The sequence below is a fragment of the Vibrio sp. S9_S30 genome (genome assembly GCF_014694455.1).
Lineage (GTDB): Bacteria > Pseudomonadota > Gammaproteobacteria > Enterobacterales > Vibrionaceae > Vibrio.
In genome coordinates, this window is the sequence record NZ_JAAUWT010000004.1 from 21,703 (window position 1) to 43,775 (window position 22,073).

A 22,073-nucleotide genomic window follows, 5' to 3' on the forward strand; every position below is an offset into this window, starting at 1 on the left:
AGCCGTCGACGTTGGTGGTTTGAAAAAGGTTGGTGGTTTGAAAAAGCCCTAGAGGATTCTCTAGGGCGTTTGGGTGATTAGCGCCTATTTTTTTGACGTGCAAATACGAGTAAGAGCAATCCAAGCAAAGCAAGTATCGAGCTAGACCCGCCGCTAGAGCCACCCGTTTCAATGTGTTTTTGGGTTGGAGCCGGATCACGTCCATCCGGTATACCGTCTTTGTCTGTATCAGGATCCATTGGGTTGGTTTTCGCGATGTATTCGCCTAAGTTTGTGAGTGAATCCCCGTCTGCATCCCCAGCCGCATCTACTGCATCCGTTGGGTCGAGACTGTTATCGTGTTCCCACTTATCCGGCATGCTATCACCGTCAGAATCCAATGAATTGGGGTTCGTTCCATACTCATATTCTTGAAGAGCGGTGAGACCGTCGTTGTCTTTATCTGATAACGCATCTGATGCAGCTAATGGATTTAGACCATACTCGACTTCCCAGCCATCTGGCATCTTATCCTTGTCTGTATCCGAGTCTAATGGGTTTGTATTGAGAGCATTTACTTCATAGCCATCCAGTAACGAATCTTCATCTGTATCAGGGTTATTGGGGTTAGTCCCGTAATTGAACTCATTTAAGTGGCTTAAGTTATCGGAATCTGAGTCTAAGTCGCTATCATCATGTAATGGATCCAGACCATGTTTATGCTCCCAACCGTCCGGTATGGAGTCGCTGTCCGTATCGCTTAAATTGGGATCGGTGCCAATTTCAAGCACCTCTTCCGCATCAGAAAGCTTGTCGGAGTCCGTATCGCTCATTGAAGGGTTGGTTTGATGTGTAAATTCTTGAAGATTCGTTAATCCATCGTTATCAAGGTCCAATATAGCATCACTTGGATTGTTTGGGTCGAGACCATACTCTTGCTCCCATGTGTCTGGTATTCCATCATTATCACTATCGGTATTTATTATCCGTAAGTTATCCACCCAAACTCTGTCAGCACCGCTTGATAAGGAGATGTCTTTTGAATACCGGAATGTCATCGTATGCACTCCGCTTGGGATATCAAAAAATGCCGTTCCAGACTGAAAACCACTGATCGACTTTAGAACTTCCCCATTTAGTCGTATTTCGAATATGTCGTATGTACTTTCGGATTCAATCTTGTAATCGAATTGAACCTCCGATTTTGGGAAATAGCCTAAAAATTCAATGGTGGATACTTGTCCATGAGTAATGTTATCTGAAGCGATACTAAACGTACCATCTGTGGCATAGGAGTTTGTTTGCACCCAAGATTTATCCGATGAGTCTGGTTTATACCAGTACGCGGGTAGATCGGATTCAAACGATTCAAATAAGTGGCTAATTTGTGTGGGCAATGAGCTAGCGTCATTGATATCTGAGCCTAATCGATATTCATCAATGTTGCTTACACCGTCTGAGTCTTTATCTAATGAGGCGTCGGCTGAGTTTAGAGGGTCTAAACCGTTATCTGATTCAAATCCGTCAGGCAGATCATCACCATCTGAGTCTGAATGGTTTGGTTGGGTGTGAGAAGTATTCACCTCATAGCCATCACTTAACCCGTCTGAATCCGAATCCGGTTCCGTTGGATTGGTCTGGTTTAAGTACTCTTCTAAGTTCGTTAATCCATCATTGTCTGGATCAAGGTTGGCGTCATGAGCGTTGTTGGGATCGAATCCGTATTGAAGTTCCCAAGTATCATTGATTCCATCTTGGTCCGTATCGAACGACGAATACATTAAATTGTCGATCCAAGCTGTGTCGCTACCTCGTTCTATACTTCCATCTTTAATATATTTGAAAACTATTTTGTGCAGCCCTCGGTTAAGCTGAATTTCTTGTCGACCAGACGATTCACCGGAAATCCGCAGTTTTTCTTCTGAATTGACCTCTACAATTAAGAAGTCATAGCTATCCTCTGAAGAAACCTTGTAATCAAATTCGAGCAAACCTACTTCAAAGTAGTTTTCCCACTGAATTTCAGCCGTTCGGTTATCCGTAATTGGAGCTGATTTTAAGCTTCTCGCACCATCGGTCTGATACCCTGTATCAAAATCCCATCCAGCTTTTGAGTTATTGGGCGTACTCCAATCTAATGTGAGGTCAGATTCGAATGACGTGGAGTAGCTGGAGATGTGCGTTGGCTTCGAGCTTGCATCGCGTGGGTCGGTCCCCAATGTATACTCAATTTTATTGCTATAGGTGTCCAAATCAGCATCAGATGCGGCGTCGGTGTCGGATAATGGGTTGAACTGATATGCCACCTCCCAGCCATCAGGTAAAGTGTCCTGATCTGTATCTGCGAGGGTAGGATCTGTACTGTGTATGGTTAACTCAACCCCATCGGCAAGCCCATCATCATCGGTATCGCTGAGAGTAGGATTGGTTTTATTCTGAAACTCTTGCAGATTGGTTAATTGGTCGTTGTCACCATCAAGCGCTGCATCATTTGCGTCGGTTTCGTCTAACCCGTAGGTGATTTCCCATAAGTCAGGCATGCCATCATTGTCGGTATCTATAGGCAAATTAGCACAAGTGACCCCTACTTGAGCGAACACGTTATAAGGTACTTGCCAGTCATACCCTTTATCTCTGGCAGCCAGTATCACTCCGCATGCACCTTCTACGTAAGTGGTGCTGGGTGTCCAATAAAATCGGTTCGCATCGACATACGTTGTGAAGGCCTTTTGAATATCCCAGCCAACAGAGGTTGCGAGTAGGTAGAAAGCTCGGTTGAATACCCCACTGCTGTAATGAACATCTATGCCAGTATAATAGTTATCAGCATGTCCAATCGAATTGCCATCTCTGGTTGGGTCTTCAAAGTATCGAAGCGCTTGGTTATCCGCTTTAAAAATCGTTTCTCCAACCAGCCAATCGTTACTGCCAGTCATAAAATATTCAGCGGCTTCGCCAGCAACATCTGAAAACGATTCATTAATACCGCCAGATTGGTTTGCGTAAATGAGGCTGCTGTTTTGTTCAGTAAAACCATGGGAAACTTCATGGGCGACAATATCAAGGCTAACCAGTGGATAAAAGCGATTTGCACCATCTCCAAAGGTCATTCTTTGCCCATCCCAGAATGCGTTTTCGTAACTGTTACCGTAATGGACTCGCATTTCGAGCTTCTGGTTTAAAGGGGAAAGTTGGAACCAATCGTTATATAAATCAAATACAATGCCACCGAAGTAGTGGGCATCGTTTAATGGAGAATACGCGCCATTAATTTCTTTTTCATTGTTGGTTGAACAAGTAAAAGAGTGAACCGATCCCCCATATCGAGAGTGGTTCATGTTAAGAGTGCGAACCCGATTGTTTTCCAGTAAACATTCATTTCCATTTTGAGTAACGTCTAAATGGTCGTAGTCTGTTCCGTAGTCGTATCGACCTGTTTTTAGATTACCGCCAGGGCCACTTGCTTGGGCGTGTGTCATGGAATTCCACGCTTCGATAACTTGTCCTTGCTTATTCACAAAAGCGTTGAAACGAATTGGGTTTGCTGCGTGACCATAAGGGGTTGCGATGAAAGTAACGTGTTTGACCTCGACGGCTTGTCGTTCCTTCAATGCAATGGTAGTCAGGCTACTTTCCCGTTCAAAAGTCCATAACTTCCCTTTAGCAAAGTGCGCTTCAAAATATGTTTTTGCTATGTTTTGTGCATCTGAATCAGCAAGAGTGCGGAAAAGTGCGCCTGATTGGATGTCTTGGCTCGCGCCGACTATGATTTGCCCACTTAACCAGTAAATGCCTTTTCCATCAAAATGTATTGATACTTGTTTGCCATAAACAGGCACACCGTTAATTGTCTGAACATATCTTTGGTGTAGCTGCCCTGTAGAAGAACGTACACTTTTTAATCGTTGAAATGCTTCATTATCTGCCAGTGCGTAAGCTTTTTTCAGCTCAGTTAATACAGCATCGCTACTTGAGATGGTTTTTACTGTCGGCTGATTCCCTTGAGCGCTGGAGACAATGTCCTGCTTGTATAATTGATTTAGGTTCAGTGAGACAGAATCAGCAGCGAATGTATTAGGGAGATAGAAAATGAACGGTATCGAAGTGCAAAGTGCGACAACCATTCTATTGGGGCGCAAATTAGAGATTTTTGTGGGTACAATTTGCCCCGCATATTTAAACACGATGAAATATCCTTATTCCTGCACGTTGAACATGCAGCCTTAACTAGCCAAGAATTGAGTTGTTCTCTTTGATGAGCTGAGCTCGAAGAAAAATGGTTCCAGATTTAACAAGCCCTAAAAGCGCAAGTGTTGAGCGTTCATTACCACATAAACTTGTTATCATTTTATTGCATTTCACTTCATAGGTGTGCGTACGGTATTTAATGGTATTGCATTGACTAAATCAATGAGTTTATCAACGACACGTGATCTAAACGGCAAGTATTGGACATTGAAACGCAAACCAATAAGTACCTCAATATCTATTGGTGCTTATTGGCTTGGTTATGGATTAAGCGAGTCTTATTCGGAATATTGACTAAAACTAGGCGTGCTCATTGCAAATTTTTGGTGGACTTCGATGTACGTTTTTAGGTAAATCTCATCGATTTTTTCTGGAGAAGGGAATTGGTGCGAAAAATCTGGATGTACCAAGTCGATTGACAGTTTTGCTGCGTTAACGAGGTGCGCAAGAAACATTCTAGGATCTTCTAAGCCGACGGAAATGCGCATAGTTGTCGGCTTGATTCCCGCTGCCTCTTGAGCCTTTTCTGATAGCTCGGAATGTGTTGTCATGGCGGGACAGAGAGCCACCGTGTTGGTTTGCCCAAGGCTGACTTGCATGCCTATCGCAGGCTCTAGCATATCGAAAAACTGCTTATATACGTCTTTGTTAATTGCATGACGGCTTCCATTACCTTCCATATCAATGGTAAACAAGGAGGCGGGTAATGAAAGGTGCATATTCTCTTTAAGGACAGGGTAGTTGGGGTTATTTTCAAGGCCGGGACAAGACACGTTAATATCAGGGTGCGCATCAAATACTCGTGCAAGCGCTAATGTGTTCACTGATTTTTGAATCACTCGTAATTCAAATGTCTTCATGCCGTTCAATACTTCAAACGCTTTATCGGCGTCTAAGAAAGCCCCTTTTACGTAGTAAACATTCCAAAAAAGGGTTTCGTCCCAATGCCGTTGGCGGGTTTTCCCATTTGCCAATTTATAACTGACAGAGTCGCCTTTAGGTATGAACATTTCTTCATTTCGCCCTATTACGACACCCGCCGTGGTTGTTCCAGAACCGGCCAATTCTTTGGTGTATGAATGGATAACAAAATCCGGACGCTCCATGGGATCGGGTTTCTTTAATACTGGATGCAAAAAAGGTGTCCCCACGGTTGTATCCACCATGACCATCCAATTGCGTTGGTGTGCGGCTTTGGATATGCCAGCCACATCAAGAACATAACCGTGTGGATTGCATGGGCTTTCTAAATAAATATATATTTGCTTGCCAGCTTGGATTCTGTCTGAGTATTTTTCTGCCACAGAATCCATAGCGGTAGAAAAGTCGTCGGCTTCATAGCCATCAACCCATTCGATAGCCACATCAAGATTGGACGATTTTCGATACCAGTCGTGCAGCAGTTGATATGAACCACCGTATATGTTTCGAGATGCGATAACGATGTCCTGTCGACCAAGAGTATGGCTGAGTAGCCCATCGATTGCTGCCATGCCGGAATTAAAATTCCAAGCTAAGTACTGATTGGCGTTTGTTCCCGCTTCGATATCCACAATGTGATTCGCCAAACTGATCGAGGTTGGGTTGAGTAGGCGAGAATAGATTTCATGCAGGGGTTCCCTGCCATTAAACGCATCTTCAACCCATTCGGTACAGGCAAATAAATACGTTGCGGTTCGAGTAATGACAGGGCTTGCTGAAAAAATGGCAGCAACATTGTCAAAGATTGGGTATGCCCCTTTTGCCGCAAAATGACCTTGATTTGTTGCGATAGATTGATAAGTAGCACGCATCGGATTTTGAAGATTATCAAGGATTTTCGCTAACTGGAATGAGAGGAATCGTTTTGCGTTGAACCATGCAATTCGATCACTTTTGTCTAAGCCACTTAACCCTTCCATGGTGATGGCCCATAAATCGTGGGTTTTGCTGTTTGCGTGATACAACGTTGTAGCAAGCTCTACTAGTGTATGACCGTAGTCTGTATTGACATCAATACCAAAGTGCTTTGCTTGTTCTGTAGCCAGTGCAATAGCACTGTCTTCGGATGTCGAGTTTCTTAACGGGCTAAGCTGTTTTTCAGGGTTCATAAAGCATCCTTGCGCGATTTAGTTAACATAATGTTAATTTTAAGGGCAGGTTCAGGGTGAATGATTGCAATCTATGCTCTAAATTGAATGGAAGTTAGCAGATATTTTTAATAGAGAATGGTTTTGAGCAATTTATGGATAGCATTGATAAAAAGATACTAAATGAACTTCAGAGAGATGGGCGTCTAACCAATCAAGAGTTAGCCGACAGAGTGTCGCTATCGCCTTCCCCATGTTTAAGAAGGGTAAGGGCACTTGAAAAACAAGGTTTGTTACAGGGGTATCATGCTCATGTTGACCAAGAGAAGTGTGGGTTACCAATCAATGTTTTTGTGTTGGTCAAGTTAGAAAAACCGACAGAAGACAACATCCGCCAGTTTGAGGCGATGGTGCAAGACATGGAAGAGGTGATGGAGTGTTTCTTGATGACGGGCAGTCACGATTACCTTTTGCGAGTGGTCAGTCACTCTTTACAGACTTACGAAAGGTTTATCCGCAAAGAGTTGACTTGCTTACCGCATATAGAGTCGATAGAGTCCAGTTTTGCGTTTGGACAGGTTAAAAAGCAATTTGCACTGCCCATTCGTTAGCGCTTTTTTTGATTTGTGCAAAAGTTAATGATCAGCTTGGCTTTGGTGCCGCCAGAATCACTGTCTTCCAGAATGAGTTGTCCTCGATAACTGTGTGCCATTTCTTGAACAATGTTTAAGCCTAACCCTGATCCCGGCGTTTCTTCGTCGAGGCGAACCCCTCTTTTCATGACAAGTGCTTTCTTTTCATCTGGAATGCCCGGACCATCATCTTCAATAACCAATGCTACTTGCGTATCGGAAACAGGCTCTGAATATACGCGGATTTGGGATTTGGCCCATTTGTATCCATTTTCGAGTAAGTTGCCTAGCATCTCATCCATGTCTGTTGCTTCGACGGCGACTTGCAGATCGGAATTGAGCTCGTTGATGAGTAGGATATCTCTGTCTGCGAATACCTTGTCAAATGCCATGGAAATCGCATCAACTTGATCGCTTGGTTGGCAACTGACCGCCAAAATATGCATTGATCCTGCCATTCGAGCGCGACCTAAGTGGTAATCAATTTGCTGTTGTAAGTTGATGAGGGAAGGTTCTAATTTACTTTTGGTATCGGAATCAAGTTGAGATACCTCGTTTTTAAGAACAGAAATGGGTGTTTTTAACGCATGAGATAAATTGCCTGCGTGATTTCGGGCACGCTGCAATAATTCTTGATAGTGGAAAAGCAAGGCATTCAAGTCTGAAGTGAGAGGCTGCACTTCTTTTGGGTAGTGGTTTTCAAGCGCGTTTTGCTCCCCAGATCGTAACTTGTGGAGCTCTCTCTGCATTTTCCCGAGTGGTCGGAGTGACCAAGAAACTTGCAGCCCAATGAGGATTAAAATGCCGACAAAAAGCAACATGAGCACCATGGATATCTGCCCCATTAAAGCATGGAGTGTGTCTTCTAATGGCTGCTCATCTAACCCGACAGTAATGGTGATGGGCTCAGAAAAATCGGGCAGGTATATGTTTCTTTGAATATAAACGAGTTTTTCTCCGTTTGCGCCTTTTGCCCCTTTGAAGCGTTTAAAGGTGATCAACTGATCCCATAGCGAACGTGAGCGCATAATTTGATTTTCAGTGGCAGCCATCCAATATAAGCCACTGTATGGGCGATTGAAGCGAGGATCGGAGAGTCGAAATGGCATGACCATCCGACCATACCTATCCACATCAATATTGGCCGTGAGCTCGTCCAATGACAGGCTTAATTGCTGTCGAATATCTTTTTCCAGATAGTCTTTGATTAAATTCGGAATAAGAAGACCGGCTGAGAATACCATTATCCCCAACCAAATAACCGCCGTAGCAAGAAGGCGGTTTCTGAGGCTTAAGTGGCGAACAAAAGCGGGTTTAATTAGCATTCAGTTGATACCCAAGCCCACGTACGGTTTTAATGACATCTGGTGCAATTTTTTTGCGAATTCGTCCAATAAACACTTCAATGGTATTGGAGTCTCGATCGAAGTCTTGCTTATATATATGCTCAACCAATTCCGTTCTAGAAATGACTTTTTCTGCATTATGCATAAAGTAAGCAACCACTTTATATTCCAACGCCGTAAGGCTAATCGCTTGTCCTTGCCATAATACTTTGGAGGTGCGCGTGTCTAAGCTTAAATCACCAACCTGCAAAATAGGCGATGCATTGCCAGACGCACGGCGCAGTTGCGCGCGTATGCGAGCGATCAATTCTACCATTTCGAAAGGTTTCGTTAAGTAATCGTCCGCGCCGGCATTCAAACCCTCAACACGTTGGGACAAGGTATCGCGTGCACTAAGAATGATGACTGGTGTATTGATGTTCTCGTCTCGAATGCCTTTCAGAACCGTCAAACCATCTAATTTAGGTAAGCCAAGATCCAGCACAATCATATCCCATTCTTCGGAAGTTGCTCGATACAAGGCATCGATACCATCTTGTGATAATTCAGGAACCCAGTCGGCTTGCTCCAAAGTGTCAATAATTTGTTCACCCAAACGAGGATCATCTTCTACTACAAGTACTTTCATTTCGATTACTTCTTATTTTGCTTTATAACTTGATTGAGGTTTCTGCCATTGATTTGTACCAGCTCAAGGGTGCTGGCGTCGTATTCAACTTTAATCACGTTGTTATCGTGTACCAGTCTGAGTTCATATATCCATTGGTCATCGTCTTTGTCTAATTCAACTTTAATGACTCGACCATTTAGCTGATTTTCAACCGCCTCATACAAAGCGGAAAATGGCTGAATACGCCCTGCTTGAACAGCTTCATAGACATCATCCTGATCTTCATCGATTTCAACCTGATCGCCATTAGGTGGAATGTTGCTCACGAGCGAATTAGGGGATTCATCTTGAAAAGCATAGACCTGACTTGTCCCGAGTGGGAGTAGAAGTAGTGTGATGGCTGCAATAGGACGTCGAAACATAGACTTACCTTAAAAGCGATAACTATAATCGAGTATAAACAAGTAAAAATGAATAGAAAGTGAACTTTAGGTATAACAAGAAGATTCTGCCAGATTTGAGATTAATGGATGAATTTTGACGAATAGTGGAGGGAAAGAAAGGGCTGATTAAAGGCGTTGATGCTGAATGAAAAAAACTAGCGAGCCTTTTTATTTGGGTATATTTGTTTGCGTTTGTAGGCGATAACAGCAGAAAGAATGAAAGCATTCAGTGCAAGCATTTCCTGCTCTTCCGGTATTTTTCCGAAAACAAAGGCAAAGGCAATCGCGACTGCAATAAAAGCAGCCAGCTTTCTGAAAAGGTAGATAAATTGGCTCAAAGCACCCTCTATTGAAAACCGAAGACAAAGAAGCCTGCAAAAGGCGTGGGCAACTCAATCAATCCAGTTGAACAAGTGGCACCTTAAGTCAACACCTAGCGGTGGTGATTGGATGAGCGGTGATTTTACATACGATACTGTGCTCAGTCTTTCGTATTCGATATGAAAAATGTTAGTAATTGCAACAGAACACAACACTCTAAAAGATTGGGTGTCGAGGCTGCGTTAAGTGAGCATGTTGGATTCTCAGAATGTCGTGGTCTACCCATTTTGATGACAACGCCATTTTATTGGGTAAGCTCATCGTCGAAAATTTTATCCCTCATTTTCCAGAATCGACCTACTTTTCGGGCAATAACAAACTGGGGTAATCGAAATCTATGCTGGTGGTTGACCACCTTGGTGGGTGAGCTCTCTTCGAATGGGCGATGACGATCCGCTAGGTGAGGGCGAACAAAGGCTTTTTGAAAGTTCTCTTTCTGTTTTTTTGTCGTCAACGACCAAAACTGATGGACTTGCGCGTTGTTGTCGCCATAGTAGGTTACTTTGAGTTGCGATTTGCCTTTATCATCTTTATGCACGGACAATTGCATGTCGGTACATTCAAAGACGAGGGCATCTTTGAGGTTGAGTGCTTCTTTCAGTTTTTTGTCTGGGTCCACTAATGTGGCGTCGCACTCGTGGCATATTCGTGCCGCAATGTCGTTGTCCGCTCCGCATTCAGGGCAATACTTTGCTCGGAAACGGTAATCGCAATGTTCACGCGTGCCCTCTTCGTCTTCGAAATAACCTTGGCATTTTCGACCATAGTGTTCCACAAGAAACCCGCTGGCATCGAGTTTGCCCCAAAAGCTGTTGTTAAAGCCGCAAGATGGGCAGGGAATGGTGATGATTTCACTGTCTGAATCCGGTTTTGGGTTGCCAATTTCGGGCTGATATAAGTCGTAGCTATTGCCCGCGTAGTCCAGCACTAAACATTCTGTTTTTCCATTCGAAAGACGAAGCCCTCGCCCAACAATTTGCTGGTATAAGCTCACCGATTCGGTAGGGCGAAGAATGGCGATTAAATCGACGTGAGGTGCATCAAATCCAGTAGTCAAAACGGAGACATTAACAAGGAATTTGATCTCACGCTGTTTAAAAGATTGGATAATACGGTCACGTTCTTTGGTTTCCGTATCACCAATGACAAGGGAGCTCTCGTTTTCCGGCAGGAGGGAAAGGATTTCTTGAGCATGTCTGACCGTTGCCGCAAAAATCATCACCCCATATCGGTTTTGGGCTTGGGCAATAATTTGTTCAACGATCTGAGGCGTGGCTCTCTTTGATTGCTCAATAACCATATCCATCTCGGACTCTTTATAGCGTCCAGTTGCGGCGGGCTTGAGCTGTGAAAAGTCGTAGCTTAATACAGGCGCGTCGATCAATTTCGCCGGAGTAAGAAACCCTTCATCAAGCAGGTAGTGAATCGGTAGTTCGAAAATGCAGTCGCGAAAAAACCGAGGTTCTTCGCTGCGAACCAATCCACGGGTGTGGTACTGGTAAATCCAGCCCATACCAAGACGATAAGGCGTTGCCGTTAACCCTAAAACTTTGATGCCTGGGTTAATGGACTGAAGGTGACGGATGACTTTGCGGTAACTGCTGCTGGTATTGTCGGGAACGCGATGGCATTCGTCGATAACCAACAATGAAAACTGATTGGCGAATGCATCAAGGTTTCGGACAACAGATTGGACAGATGCAAACACGACTTGCTGATCTGTTTCTTTGCGCCCTAAACCTGCCGAGAAAATGGAACCCTGCAAATTGTACCCTTCGTATTTGGCATGATTTTGCTCGACCAGCTCTTTTACGTGGGCAAGCACTAACACTCTTCCTTTCGCTAAACGGGCTAATTCCGCAATCACGAGGCTTTTGCCTGCGCCTGTGGGAAGTACGATTACCGCAGGAGAGCTATGTTTACGGAAATAATGCACGACGGCTTTAACGGAATCGGTTTGGTAGGGGCGAAGGGTGTACATACAGTAATGAAAATCGTCATTTATTTTGATTTGCTGGGTATAATACCTGACTTAGTAGTTACGAGGTATCCATGCGTTTAGACAAATTTATCTGTGATGCTCTGGGAGCAACACGAAAAGAAGCCACCAAAATCATTAAAAGTGGCGATGTAACCGTCAATGGCACCATGCAAAAAAGCGGTGCTTTTAAAGTAACTCAAGCATGCGACGTTGAATGGCAAGGGCGTACGATTCAAATGCAGGGGCCGCGATACATCATGCTGTTCAAGCCTGAAGGATTTGTGTGTTCCCACGAAGACGGGTTTAACCACACCGCGTTTGTGTTGTTGGATGAAGTGAAAATGGAGAATTTACACTTCGCAGGTAGGCTGGATGTGGATACGACCGGGTTAGTGCTCATTACCGATGATGGTAAGTGGTCACATCGCATTACCTCACCCAAACATAAGTGCGAAAAAACCTATCGTGTGTGGCTTGCTGATCCCGTGCAACAAGAGTATGTTGAGCAGTTCACACAGGGCATTGAGCTCAGAAATGAAAAAGAGCCTACTTTGCCTGCTCAGCTTGAAATCATCGATGAAAAAGAAGTACTGCTGACGATTCATGAAGGTAAGTATCATCAAGTTAAGCGTATGTTTGCAGCGCTTGGCAATAAAGTGGAAAGGCTCCACCGAGAACGTATTGGTGACATCTATTTGGATGAAGGTCTTGAACCTGGTGAATATCGTTATCTCACCCAAGAAGAAATTGATTCTGTTTACTCGTGATTAAAGCTTAGGCGATGCGCAGCGTCATCACTCTGAATATGTGAGATCGTTAAGTATTTTTATCGCTAGTATTCTTTATATCTAAGCGCTTTTATAGTTTAAGTATCTTGATAGCTAAATGTAGTTAGAGTTAAGTGCTTTACGCCCTAAAGAACGGAATTTATATATCTATCACTGCCCGTTTTTAAATCCTTTTCCTAACACTAGGAGAGTTATGTCGTCTCAAAAGACACCCCAGCTCAGCTTATTGCTGTTTATTATTTTAGGAGCCATTGGCGCTCTTACTCCGCTTGCGATCGATATGTATTTGCCAGCAATGCCAGCGATAGCAAAGGATTTAGGAGTCACCGCAGGTGAGGTGCAAATCACGTTAACCGCTTATACCTTGGGGTTTGCGTTTGGGCAGTTATTGCATGGACCACTGTCAGACAGCTATGGCAGAAGACCCGTGCTACTCATCGGCGTTGTCTTGTTTGCACTCGCCTCAATGGTCTCGGCGACAACAACAGGTATTGATGCGTTAATGGCGGTACGTGTCGCGCAAGGGTTTGCCGGCGCAGCGGCGGCTGTCGTTATTGCTGCAGTTGTTCGAGATATGTTCGACAGAGAAGACTTCTCACGAACCATGTCTTTTATCACTCTTGTGATGACACTAGCACCGTTAGTTGCACCAATGATAGGCGGGCACTTAGCGGTTTGGCTGGGGTGGCGTTCCATCTTCTGGACGTTGGCCATATTCTCCGTTGTGGTGATCGCTGCCGTTCTATGGAAAATCCCTGAGACACTGGCAGCAGAGAATCGTCAGCCACTAAATTTCAGAACTAGTTTAAGAAATTACGCCAAATTGTTCCGAAATCCGGTCGCGTTGGGGCTGATTCTTGCCAGCGCATTTTCATTTTCTGGCATGTTTGTTTTCTTGACCGCAGGGGCTTTTGTTTACATCGATCTTTATCATGTCACTCCCGAGCATTTTGGTTATCTCTTTGGGTTGAATATCATCTGTATGATCCTGATGACGATTCTCAACGGTCGGATTGTTAAGAGGGTTGGTTCGCATTGGATGCTAAGGCTTGGGTTAGCGCTTAAATTAATTGCAGGGCTTGGACTCTTTCTTGGTTGGCTATTTAATTTAGGATTATGGGGTATTGTCCCTTTCGTCATGTTGTTTATTGGGACTATTGCGACAATAGGTAGTAACAGTATGGCGTTATTACTGAGTGGGTATCCTAATATGGCGGGTACGGCCTCTTCTTTGGCGGGGACAATGAGGTTTGGCATGGGATCCCTCGCGGGCGCGTTGGTTGCCTTTATGCCGTCGGAGACGCAAGTACCAATGATTATGATGATGACGCTCTGTGCGGTATTATCGGCACTGTTTTACTGGACGTTAGGAAGAAAGGCGTAATGTCTAAATACCATATTGAGATTCAAAACCTAGTGAATACTGCTTTAGATGAAATGGCAGAAGAGCACAACAAAGGGCGTTTAGCCGATACACCTGTGAGCAATACACATTTTATTCTTCGCTGGATAACACGTGCGATTAAAGGTCAGCGCTTTCATCGAGTCGTCAGTGGAGATTTGATCCGCTGGCAAAAAGCAGGTCGAAGCAAAGGTACACAACTTGATCTACTTTTGCTGTTTCGTCAAATTTCCCAGTTATACGCTGAACTTACGCCAGTAGAGAAAGAAGCGAAACCCATTCTAGACAGCGAAATTGAAGGTTTTATCGATTTCATGGAAGCGAAGGGGTGGGCGGTGTGTACCGAGTATGATGTTCGCGAAAAAATTCAAGTGTTTACCGAAGGAGACAGTTCGTTTTTGCTCTGCTCGCATCAGTGTGACGATTGTTTTGATGGCGCCGACTTAATCAAGCCAATGAGCTGGTATGTGCGTGGTAATCATGCCGAATTTATTCGTTTGGCGACGGAGCAAGGGTTTTTGGTTCATAAAGTCACCGACTACAAATCGAAGGTGAAATACCATGGTGAGTACTTGGTGTACCCTAATAACCACGGACTCCAACTAGCAGAAATTCCACTTGGCTTTGGCATGAAGAACTAACGTGTCATTGAGTTAAACGACCATGTTTGATGGTAACGTTCAAACGAATAGATAATAGGAAGCTGGCGGCTTCCTATTTTTTTGCGTTATCCTCAGCTTTTGCTTGCTGAACAATGGCTTTAACCATTCCATGAAAAACAAATAGGTGAGCGGGCATCATGGCAAACCAATAGAGCAGTCCCAAAAAGCCTTTTGGATGCCACCAAGCCGTGACGTTTAATTCCCTGTGCGTTCCATGATCTTTTATAGAAAACTCCAATCGCCCTAATCCGGGTCCTTTCATTCCAAACAACAAAGAAATGAAGGTGTTGTCTTCATGTTTAATGACTTTCCAAGAATCGATAAAGTCGCCTTCTTTTAGTGCAGAACCGCTTGGCTTTTGTCTGATTGGCGCCGCCCCACCAACGAATACATCCAACCACTCTCGAAGTCGCCACATCCACGTGGCGAAAAAGTACCCTTTATCGTGGCTGCCGATTTGTTTAACCACTTGCCAGAGACTTTGTGCATCCATTTCAGTTTGTATGCTTGCTCCCGTTTTTTTGGGGTAATAGCCAAAACCAGGCTGCCACCGTTTAAGTGCAGAGGGGTCGAACCCCCAAACGTTGGATTGCAAATAGGATCCTTCACTGGCAATGGCGGATGCGACGGCTTTTTTGAAAGGTATTAAAGGTTGAGGAAATTTACGTTCTAATGTGCTGCTGTCGGCAATGAAATCATGTGTGAGCCCCGCCAACAATGCTCTGCCTATAGCTGAAGGAACGGACGTCACCATCCCTAACCAGTGGCTCGCCATCTTAGGCGTCAGCAATCGAGTGGCGAAAATCGGACGCTTTCTGGAGGTGATCTGGCAAAGGATCTGAAACTGATCTCGGTAACTTAATACATCAGGGCCACCGGCTTCGAATATTTGACTGTCACTCGGAGTGCTGTTTGCGAGTGCTAATAGGTAGTGATTTAAATTATCCAGTGCGATAGGGTTAGCTTTTGACTCCACCCACTTTGGCGTAATCAAGATAGGGAGGTTGTAGACAAAGTCTCGCATTATCTCAAAAGCCGCGCTGCCCGCCCCAATGATGACGCCTGCACGAATTTCCGTAATCGGAACATGAGATTCTCTGAGTACGTTACCGGTTTCTCGCCTTGCTCGTAGGTGTTTAGAGTCGCTGGTTTGGGGCTGAAGCGAGCTTAGATAAACCACGTGTTGGATTTGGCTTCTATCTAAGGCGTGGCGAAAATTTTCTGCCAGCGAAAGCTCATAATCAATGAAGTCATGCCCATGTGCCATGCCGTGTACCAAGAAGAATGCAAGGTCAAAGTGATCAATAAGCTTTAATGTGGATTCTCGGTCGGCTAAATCAAGGTATTGTATGGTTAAATTCGGGTGTTCAGAAACGCGACGTGTTAAGTGTTCAAACTGGCGAGCGACAGCCGTAACGGTATACCCCTCTTTTAATAGAAGGGGAATCAACTGTGAGCCAACATAGCCAGATGCGCCAAGCACCAATACTCGTTTTGAAGCCATAAAACCTCTGTTATCTATCCCTAACACATAGCGTCATTTGAGTATACATAAGCACTTTGCAAGAAGTATCGAAGTGCGGGAGAAAATCGTGGAAGACACTCCATTTAGAAACCCTAACATATTGAGTATATTTATTTTTGTTATTCATATAGATTAGTATGCCCAAACATTTTGGGTATCGAGTAGGGAAAAGTGTTTCTGCCCTTTTTCTTCCCAATTTTGTACTCCAATACTTTTACTCTAATACCTTTACTCCAATGCAATCCAATGGCAAGAGGGACGTATGACATCAGCAATGCATCTTGTATTTCACCATACACGTGGGGACTTCATTCGAAAACTGTTTGCCATTGCTTTGCCGATTGCTTTGCAGAGTGTGATGTTTTCGAGCCGTGGGTTGGTCGATGTATTGATGTTAGGTCAATTGGGGGAAGCCGATATCGCCGCGGTGGGCATCGCTTCACGCGCTATGTTTGTTACCACGATCATGCTCGTGGGAATTACAACTGGTGGTTCCATGCTAATTGCTCAATATTGGGGCGCAGGCAATCACAAAGGTGTGAAGGAAAGCACGGCGCTTACGTGGATGATTGCGAGCCTTGCAGCTTCTGTAACCGTTGTTGGTTTTTCGCTATTTCCAGCTCAAGTAATGAGCCTCGCAACCAACTCACCTGAAGTCATCGCTTTAGGAACCGACTATATTGTGTTTACCGCCTTCAGTATGTTTGGTGTGGCGTGTGTAGCGAGCATGGCTGTTGGGCTTCGTTCAATCCAAAAACCGGGTCTTAGTACCTTTTTCAGTGGTATTGGCATTATTTCGAATGTGTTTCTGAACTGGGTTTTTATTTTCGGAAATCTAGGTGTACCAGCAATGGGAATAAAAGGCGCGGCCATTGCTACGTTGATGAGCAGCGTCATCGAAGTGGGTTGTCTTTACGGCTATTTGTATTCGAAAAAACACTTATTGTCGTTTGGTTTTCATGAGATGGTGACGGTATGGAATCGGGAAACGGTCATTCGATTCTTGAAGCTATCGATGCCAACCACATTTAATTTTCTGGCATGGGCAGGGGGCTTATTCGCCTATCACGCCATTTTGGGGCAGACCGGTGTTCAAGGGCTTGCTGCACTGTCTGTAATGACCCCGGTGGAATCCATCTCCCTTTGCCTCATGATTGGTATCTCTACGGCGTCAGCGGCTCTTATCGGAAATCAATTAGGTGCCAAGGATTATGAATCCATTTATTATCGCGCTATCGGTTTGGTGGTCGTCAATATAGGTGTGGGGGTGGTCACTGCTGCACTTCTTTATTTGTCTCAGTTCTATATTTTGGATGCATTTACTGCATTGTCTGATGAGACACGCACACTAAGCCAAAAATTTATGTTGGTATTAAGTGTTGGGATCGTCCTTCGATCTTTACCTATGATGGCGATAGTGGGAGTGCTGAGAGCGGGGGGAGATGTTAATTTTTGCCTGTATCAAGACATGATTGCTCAGTGGGTTATTGGTATTCCGGTTACCGCGTTTTGTGCCCTTATTCTTGGGTGGCAGCCTGAATATATTTATGCCTTGTTTTTGCTTGAAGAGCTCATAAAGTGGTTTGGATCAACGCACCGTATAAAAAGCAAGAAGTGGATCAGAAATTTGGTTGAAAATTGAACATAAATCTCCTTTATAATGTAACGATGTGCATATATTGTGATCTCTGCTTCAAAATACTTCCTAGGCTTCTGGTTTTAGTGTAGATTCTCATACCTAATTTCTAACTAAGCCAGTTGAGTGAGTGAATGTTAAAACTTTCAGACCTATGTAAAGGGTACGTGGATGGTGGAGAGTTTCATCCTGTACTGCAAGGGGCTGAATTGACATTGAAGCAAGGTGAGCAGCTCGCCCTCATGGGGGAGAGTGGATCTGGAAAAAGCACTTTACTCAATTTGATCGCTGGCATCGATCAAGTTGATTCTGGCGAGATATGGTTTTCCAAATTTTCTATGCATGCGCAACCTGAATATAAGCGTACGGCGTATCGAAGAAATAATATTGGGCACATCTTTCAGCAGTTCAATTTACTTCCCACCCTTAATATCGCAGACAACATTCGTTTTTGTCGGCAGCTCAAAGGGCTTCCTGAAGACAGAGGTTTATGGCGTCAAATTCTGTCTGCGCTTGATCTCATGCCATTACTCGGGCGCTACCCTGAAGAAGTGTCTGGAGGTCAACAGCAACGTGCTGCCATTGCCCGATCTTTGTATATGGAACCCAAACTGCTTTTAGCTGATGAGCCAACAGGAAGTTTAGACGAAAGAAATGCAGAGGCCGTCATGCGACTTCTTACGAGTTTGGCTAAACAGCTGGACTGTACATTACTGCTTGTCACACACAGTGAAAAAGTGGCGCAACACATGGAAGGTTGCATTCGTCTTCAGGGAGGACAATTGCATGTTGTGGCCCGTAGTTAAAGCACTACTTGGTCATTACAAACGCCACCCCTTACAGATCGTTCTTGTCTGGCTTGGACTGACTTTAGGGGTCTCTCTTCTTGTTGGTGTACTCGCCATTAATCACCATGCAAAACAAAGTTACAGTGCAGGCGAAAAACTCTTTTCTAACCCTTTACCTTACCGTATTCGACCTGTTCATAGCGCCAATAAAATCCCTCAGGGATTCTATGTTCAGTTAAGAAGGGAAGGCTTTCATCAATGCATGCCTTTTGATGCACACCGAATCTCAACTCAAAGTGGTCTTGAACTGACGATTACGGGGCTTGATCCCGTGGCGATGCTTGAATTACAGCAAGGTGTGTCTCTGCGCGACATCAATACGCTTAAATTAAAAGAACCACCTTATCCGATCATGGTGAGTTCCGATTTTGCTGGTCATTTGAGTTGGCGTGATGGGGATTATGTTACCCTCGAAGATGGCACGCTGCTTGGTCCTCTGTTGGTCGATGAACAGAATTTACTTTCAGGCACGCGGGTAATAGCGGATATTGCATTAATTCGCATGCTCAGTCAGCGGAGCGGTTTTGACCTTATTGCCTGCGGAAAAATGCCACCAGAAAAAGTGGAAAGGTTAAAAGAGCTTTTGCCTAACGGCATGAAGTTTTCACAAAGCACTCGTGCCGAATTGGATTCGCTCACGTTGGCTTTCCACACCAATTTAACCGCACTTGGCATGCTCTCATTCTTCGTAGGCCTGTTTATTTTCTATCAAGCAATGACCCTCTCATTTGTGCAACGTCAGCCATTGGTTGGTGTGTTGCGTCAAACTGGCGTATCCATGTGGCAGCTTACTTTAGCACTCGTTTATGAGCTGATTTTTTGGATCGTCATTGCTTGGCTTTGTGGCAATATGTTTGGGTTGTTCTTAGCAAATCAATTGATGCCGAGCGTATCTGCTAGCTTGGAAGATTTGTATAAAGCCAATGTGGGGCTAGATATTCAATGGAGCTGGGAGTGGAGTAAGAAGAGCTTACTGGTTTCAATTTTGGGGACACTGCTTGCTTGTAGTTTCCCACTGTATCGATTGCTTAGAACGCAACCAGCCAGATTAAGCGCAAAGTTGTCGATTGTGCGGTTTGCAGGTAAAGAATTTACATTTCAAGCGATGTTGGCGTGTGTATTTGTGGTGGCGGCTGTTGCGGTTCATCAAGCCAATCAGACGCAAGAGTCGGGTTTTGCTTTGATCGCATTATTGTTGATCAGCGTCGGACTCTTTATGCCGTTTATTGTGTGGAAAATCTTCAATGGGTTGTCATTCTCACTGAAATGGGTGAAAGCTCGCTGGTTTTTTGCTGATTGTGCGGCAAGCATGTGTTATCGAGGCGTCGCTGCAATGGCATTTATGCTCGCGCTCGCCACCAATATTGGGGTCGAGACCATGGTAGGGAGTTTCCGCGAAACTACGGATAAATGGTTAACCCAACGTTTGGCTGCCGACGTTTATGTGATGCCGACAAACAACATTGCCCAGAAAATGAGTAATTGGTTATCTGATCAAGATGAAGTGAAAGAGGTGTGGTGGCGTTGGGAGAAGGAAATCAGCAGTATTGCAGGTACGATGCAAGCAGTCAGTACTGGTAACACAGCAGGTGAAAAAGACGCGCTTACTCTGAAAGTTGCTATACCCAATTATTGGTTCCACTTACAAAACTCTCAAGGGGTAATGGTGAGTGAATCCATGGCGCTTAAAGCGGGGATCCAAGTGGGTGATTATATTGCTTTACCTGCACCTTTAGATGGAAACTGGCAAGTCGTTGGCGTTTATTATGATTATGGTAACCCCTATAACCAAGTGATGCTGTCACATAGAAACTGGCTGATGTATTTTGCCAACCAAGGTGAAGTTGGATTAGGCATTGTTTTAAAAGAAGGGATCAGTTCTGGTCAGTTACTTCGAAAGCTAAATCAAGAGTTTAAGTTATCATCAGAGCGGATCTACGATAACAATAAGGTGCATGATCAGGCGTTAAAAGTGTTTGATCGTACGTTTGGGATCGCAGGAACCTTGGGTAATATTACGCTGGTTATCGCTGTGTTCGGATTGTTTTTCTCCACTCTGGCTGGTGAAACTTCGCGGCAGCGGCACTTTGCGTTACTCAGGTGTTTTGGCTTATCTGCTAAGGAACTTATCCTATTAGGTGGCTTACAATTACTGGTTATAGGCATTTTCTCGGCTATGATCGCCATTCCATTAGGGTTAGTACTGGCTGAGCTCATGATCGATGTTGTTCTCAAGCAGTCCTTTGGATGGACTATGCAGCTGGAGGTGATTCCTTGGGAGTATGGTACAACGTTCGCTTGGTCATTTGGTGCTCTCATTATCGCGGGCGCATGGCCTGTTTTTAATATGGTTCGAAAAACGCCAATGAAGTCATTGCGGGATGCGTTATAGTATGAGTCGACCATCGAAATCTAAGATATTTCCAGTTTTATTCATCATTGTTGCTTTATCGGGCATATTGTGGATTTTCTACGACTCTTTTTATGGTCCTGTAACCGGTGAGCATGAGAATGAAGTCAATACGATATTGGTTGGTAGCAAAGACGCTGTGTTCGAACCCGTTTTGCCTGAAGACCCCGTAGTGTTACCCGAAGATTTCAAGGAACATCCTGAATTCCAGCATGAGTGGTGGCATTTTTTTGCTAATGTTCAAGATGAGAACGATGAACATTATGCTATTCAATGGAGCTTTTTCCGAATTGCGAGCGATGAGCGAGAAATGGGGGGTTGGCAAAGTCCGCAGACTTATTTGTCGCATGTCGTCATCACATCTAATCAAACAAGCATTAAAGAGCAGAGGGTTGCTCGTGGCGGGATCGGGCAAGCAGGAGTGCAGGAAACCCCATTTGGTGTTTGGATAGACAATTGGCGTTGGAGCACAACCAGCAAGGCTCCCTTTCCTAGTGCACTGAATATAGAAACCGATGAGTTTAAGGTTAATCTCTACAACACTGCTATTGGTCCTTATGTGATGAATGGTGATCTCGGGTATCAGATTAAGCATGATCTTCTTCCTGTCGCGTCATTCAGTGTTGCGGCACCGTTTATACGTACTAAAGGTGAACTTGTTCTAGGCGGTAAAACTTACCGTGTAAAAGGAGAAGCGTGGTTCAACAAAGAGTGGGGGAGTGGGTTACTTGCAGAGGGACAACAAGGTTGGGACCAATTCTCGCTTCGTCTTACGGATGGACGAACGTTAATGGTGAATCAATATCGCCATGTCAGGCAACCGTCTTACACTTTTGGCACGATTGCAGACAGAAAGGGAGAAGTGATCATCCTAAAAGGTGAAGATGTAGACATCGTCTCGACTGGCATCGTCAAATTAAGGAATGGTCGTAAATTACCCCTACAGTGGGTTATTAACGTACCGAAGTACAACATTCATTTGACTACTCGCGCGATGAAAGCGGAACAATGGTTGCCCTTTGCTATCCCTTATTGGGAAGGACCAATTGTAGCAACGGGCAGCCATGATGCGGTCGGTTTGATGCAATTAACAGGGTACTGAATGAGCTCAAA

General features: G+C 44.4%; 16 protein-coding genes. 8 read left to right on the forward strand and 8 right to left on the reverse strand.

Annotated elements, in window-relative coordinates; translation table 11 throughout:
- Window positions 1-77 precede the first annotated feature (77 nt).
- Both HC752_RS05795 and HC752_RS05800 read right to left on the reverse strand, forming a co-directional pair.
- A complete protein-coding gene (locus HC752_RS05795) occupies window positions 78-4,163 on the reverse strand; it encodes a M4 family metallopeptidase (protein ID WP_190334189.1) in 4,086 nt (1,361 codons plus the stop codon).
- Between the two features lie 342 nt (window positions 4,164-4,505).
- Entirely contained in the window at window positions 4,506-6,317 is a 1,812-nt protein-coding gene (locus HC752_RS05800; RefSeq protein ID WP_190334190.1) for a trans-sulfuration enzyme family protein, read from the reverse strand.
- A 134-nt stretch (window positions 6,318-6,451) separates the two neighbouring features.
- Between HC752_RS05800 and HC752_RS05805 the strand changes: the two genes are divergently transcribed.
- Entirely contained in the window at window positions 6,452-6,907 is a 456-nt protein-coding gene (locus tag HC752_RS05805; RefSeq protein WP_190334191.1) for an Lrp/AsnC family transcriptional regulator, read from the forward strand.
- Here the strand turns inward: HC752_RS05805 and HC752_RS05810 are convergent.
- The 5 genes from HC752_RS05810 to HC752_RS05830 form a co-directional block, all read right to left on the reverse strand.
- Entirely contained in the window at window positions 6,904-8,253 is a 1,350-nt protein-coding gene (locus HC752_RS05810) for an ATP-binding protein (RefSeq protein ID WP_190334192.1), read from the reverse strand. The two genes, HC752_RS05805 and HC752_RS05810, sit on opposite strands and share 4 nt — an antisense overlap.
- Window positions 8,243-8,902: a response regulator transcription factor gene (locus HC752_RS05815; protein WP_190334193.1), complete on the reverse strand. Its 660-nt coding sequence runs from the start codon at window positions 8,900-8,902 to the stop codon at window positions 8,243-8,245. The genes HC752_RS05810 and HC752_RS05815 overlap by 11 nt, the downstream gene beginning before the upstream one ends.
- A 5-nt stretch (window positions 8,903-8,907) precedes the next feature.
- Window positions 8,908-9,306, reverse strand: a complete 399-nt coding sequence (locus HC752_RS05820) for a PepSY domain-containing protein (RefSeq protein WP_190334194.1) — start codon at window positions 9,304-9,306, stop codon at window positions 8,908-8,910.
- Between the two features lie 176 nt (window positions 9,307-9,482).
- Entirely contained in the window at window positions 9,483-9,665 is a 183-nt protein-coding gene (locus HC752_RS05825; RefSeq protein ID WP_190334195.1) for a hypothetical protein, read from the reverse strand.
- A gap of 287 nt (window positions 9,666-9,952) precedes the next feature.
- Complete coding sequence (locus HC752_RS05830; protein WP_190334196.1) at window positions 9,953-11,689, reverse strand: DEAD/DEAH box helicase; 1,737 nt, start codon at window positions 11,687-11,689, stop codon at window positions 9,953-9,955.
- A 71-nt stretch (window positions 11,690-11,760) separates the two neighbouring features.
- Between HC752_RS05830 and rsuA the strand changes: the two genes are divergently transcribed.
- The 3 genes from rsuA (at window position 11,761) to HC752_RS05845 (ending at window position 14,520) form a co-directional block, all read left to right on the forward strand.
- On the forward strand, window positions 11,761-12,456 hold the full coding sequence (rsuA, locus tag HC752_RS05835; protein ID WP_190334197.1) for a 16S rRNA pseudouridine(516) synthase RsuA: 696 nt from the start codon (window positions 11,761-11,763) through the stop codon (window positions 12,454-12,456).
- 214 nt (window positions 12,457-12,670) lie between these two features.
- The gene (locus tag HC752_RS05840) at window positions 12,671-13,861 is read left to right on the forward strand and encodes a Bcr/CflA family multidrug efflux MFS transporter (protein WP_190334198.1); all 1,191 of its coding nucleotides are present in this window, start codon (window positions 12,671-12,673) and stop codon (window positions 13,859-13,861) included.
- Entirely contained in the window at window positions 13,861-14,520 is a 660-nt protein-coding gene (locus HC752_RS05845) for a DUF2913 family protein (RefSeq protein WP_190334199.1), read from the forward strand. Before HC752_RS05840 ends, HC752_RS05845 begins: the two co-directional genes overlap by 1 nt.
- Window positions 14,521-14,593: 73 nt before the next feature.
- Here the strand turns inward: HC752_RS05845 and HC752_RS05850 are convergent, their stop codons facing one another.
- Window positions 14,594-16,045 (reverse strand): DUF2867 domain-containing protein, encoded by a 1,452-nt coding sequence (locus HC752_RS05850; RefSeq protein WP_190334200.1) that lies wholly within the window; start codon window positions 16,043-16,045, stop codon window positions 14,594-14,596.
- A gap of 283 nt (window positions 16,046-16,328) precedes the next feature.
- On the opposite strand from HC752_RS05850, the gene HC752_RS05855 reads away from it, so the two are divergent.
- The 4 genes from HC752_RS05855 to HC752_RS05870 all read left to right on the forward strand — a co-directional run bounded on the left by HC752_RS05855 (window position 16,329) and on the right by HC752_RS05870 (window position 22,062).
- On the forward strand, window positions 16,329-17,708 hold the full coding sequence (locus HC752_RS05855) for an MATE family efflux transporter (RefSeq protein WP_190334201.1): 1,380 nt from the start codon (window positions 16,329-16,331) through the stop codon (window positions 17,706-17,708).
- Between the two features lie 128 nt (window positions 17,709-17,836).
- Window positions 17,837-18,508, forward strand: a complete 672-nt coding sequence (locus tag HC752_RS05860) for an ABC transporter ATP-binding protein (protein WP_190334202.1) — start codon at window positions 17,837-17,839, stop codon at window positions 18,506-18,508.
- The gene (locus HC752_RS05865) at window positions 18,489-20,942 is read left to right on the forward strand and encodes an ABC transporter permease (RefSeq protein WP_190334203.1); all 2,454 of its coding nucleotides are present in this window, start codon (window positions 18,489-18,491) and stop codon (window positions 20,940-20,942) included. The genes HC752_RS05860 and HC752_RS05865 overlap by 20 nt, the downstream gene beginning before the upstream one ends.
- Window positions 20,932-22,062, forward strand: a complete 1,131-nt coding sequence (locus tag HC752_RS05870) for a lipocalin-like domain-containing protein (protein ID WP_190334204.1) — start codon at window positions 20,932-20,934, stop codon at window positions 22,060-22,062. The genes HC752_RS05865 and HC752_RS05870 overlap by 11 nt, the downstream gene beginning before the upstream one ends.
- Window positions 22,063-22,073 lie beyond the last annotated feature (11 nt).

What these genes read in the sequence shown, in the direction of transcription:
- HC752_RS05800 (WP_190334190.1), bottom strand. Translation starts at nt 6,317, where the DNA reads ATGAACCCTGAAAAACAGCTTAGCCCGTTAAGAAACTCGACATCCGAA.
- HC752_RS05810 (WP_190334192.1), bottom strand. Translation starts at nt 8,253, where the DNA reads ATGCTAATTAAACCCGCTTTTGTTCGCCACTTAAGCCTCAGAAACCGC.
- rsuA (WP_190334197.1), top strand. Translation starts at nt 11,761, where the DNA reads ATGCGTTTAGACAAATTTATCTGTGATGCTCTGGGAGCAACACGAAAA.
- HC752_RS05840 (WP_190334198.1), top strand. Translation starts at nt 12,671, where the DNA reads ATGTCGTCTCAAAAGACACCCCAGCTCAGCTTATTGCTGTTTATTATT.
- HC752_RS05870 (WP_190334204.1), top strand. Translation starts at nt 20,932, where the DNA reads ATGCGTTATAGTATGAGTCGACCATCGAAATCTAAGATATTTCCAGTT.
- HC752_RS05820 (WP_190334194.1), bottom strand. Translation starts at nt 9,306, where the DNA reads ATGTTTCGACGTCCTATTGCAGCCATCACACTACTTCTACTCCCACTC.
- HC752_RS05805 (WP_190334191.1), top strand. Translation starts at nt 6,452, where the DNA reads ATGGATAGCATTGATAAAAAGATACTAAATGAACTTCAGAGAGATGGG.
- HC752_RS05855 (WP_190334201.1), top strand. Translation starts at nt 16,329, where the DNA reads ATGACATCAGCAATGCATCTTGTATTTCACCATACACGTGGGGACTTC.
- HC752_RS05850 (WP_190334200.1), bottom strand. Translation starts at nt 16,045, where the DNA reads ATGGCTTCAAAACGAGTATTGGTGCTTGGCGCATCTGGCTATGTTGGC.
- HC752_RS05830 (WP_190334196.1), bottom strand. Translation starts at nt 11,689, where the DNA reads ATGTACACCCTTCGCCCCTACCAAACCGATTCCGTTAAAGCCGTCGTG.
- HC752_RS05845 (WP_190334199.1), top strand. Translation starts at nt 13,861, where the DNA reads ATGTCTAAATACCATATTGAGATTCAAAACCTAGTGAATACTGCTTTA.
- HC752_RS05815 (WP_190334193.1), bottom strand. Translation starts at nt 8,902, where the DNA reads ATGAAAGTACTTGTAGTAGAAGATGATCCTCGTTTGGGTGAACAAATT.
- HC752_RS05860 (WP_190334202.1), top strand. Translation starts at nt 17,837, where the DNA reads ATGTTAAAACTTTCAGACCTATGTAAAGGGTACGTGGATGGTGGAGAG.
- HC752_RS05865 (WP_190334203.1), top strand. Translation starts at nt 18,489, where the DNA reads ATGTTGTGGCCCGTAGTTAAAGCACTACTTGGTCATTACAAACGCCAC.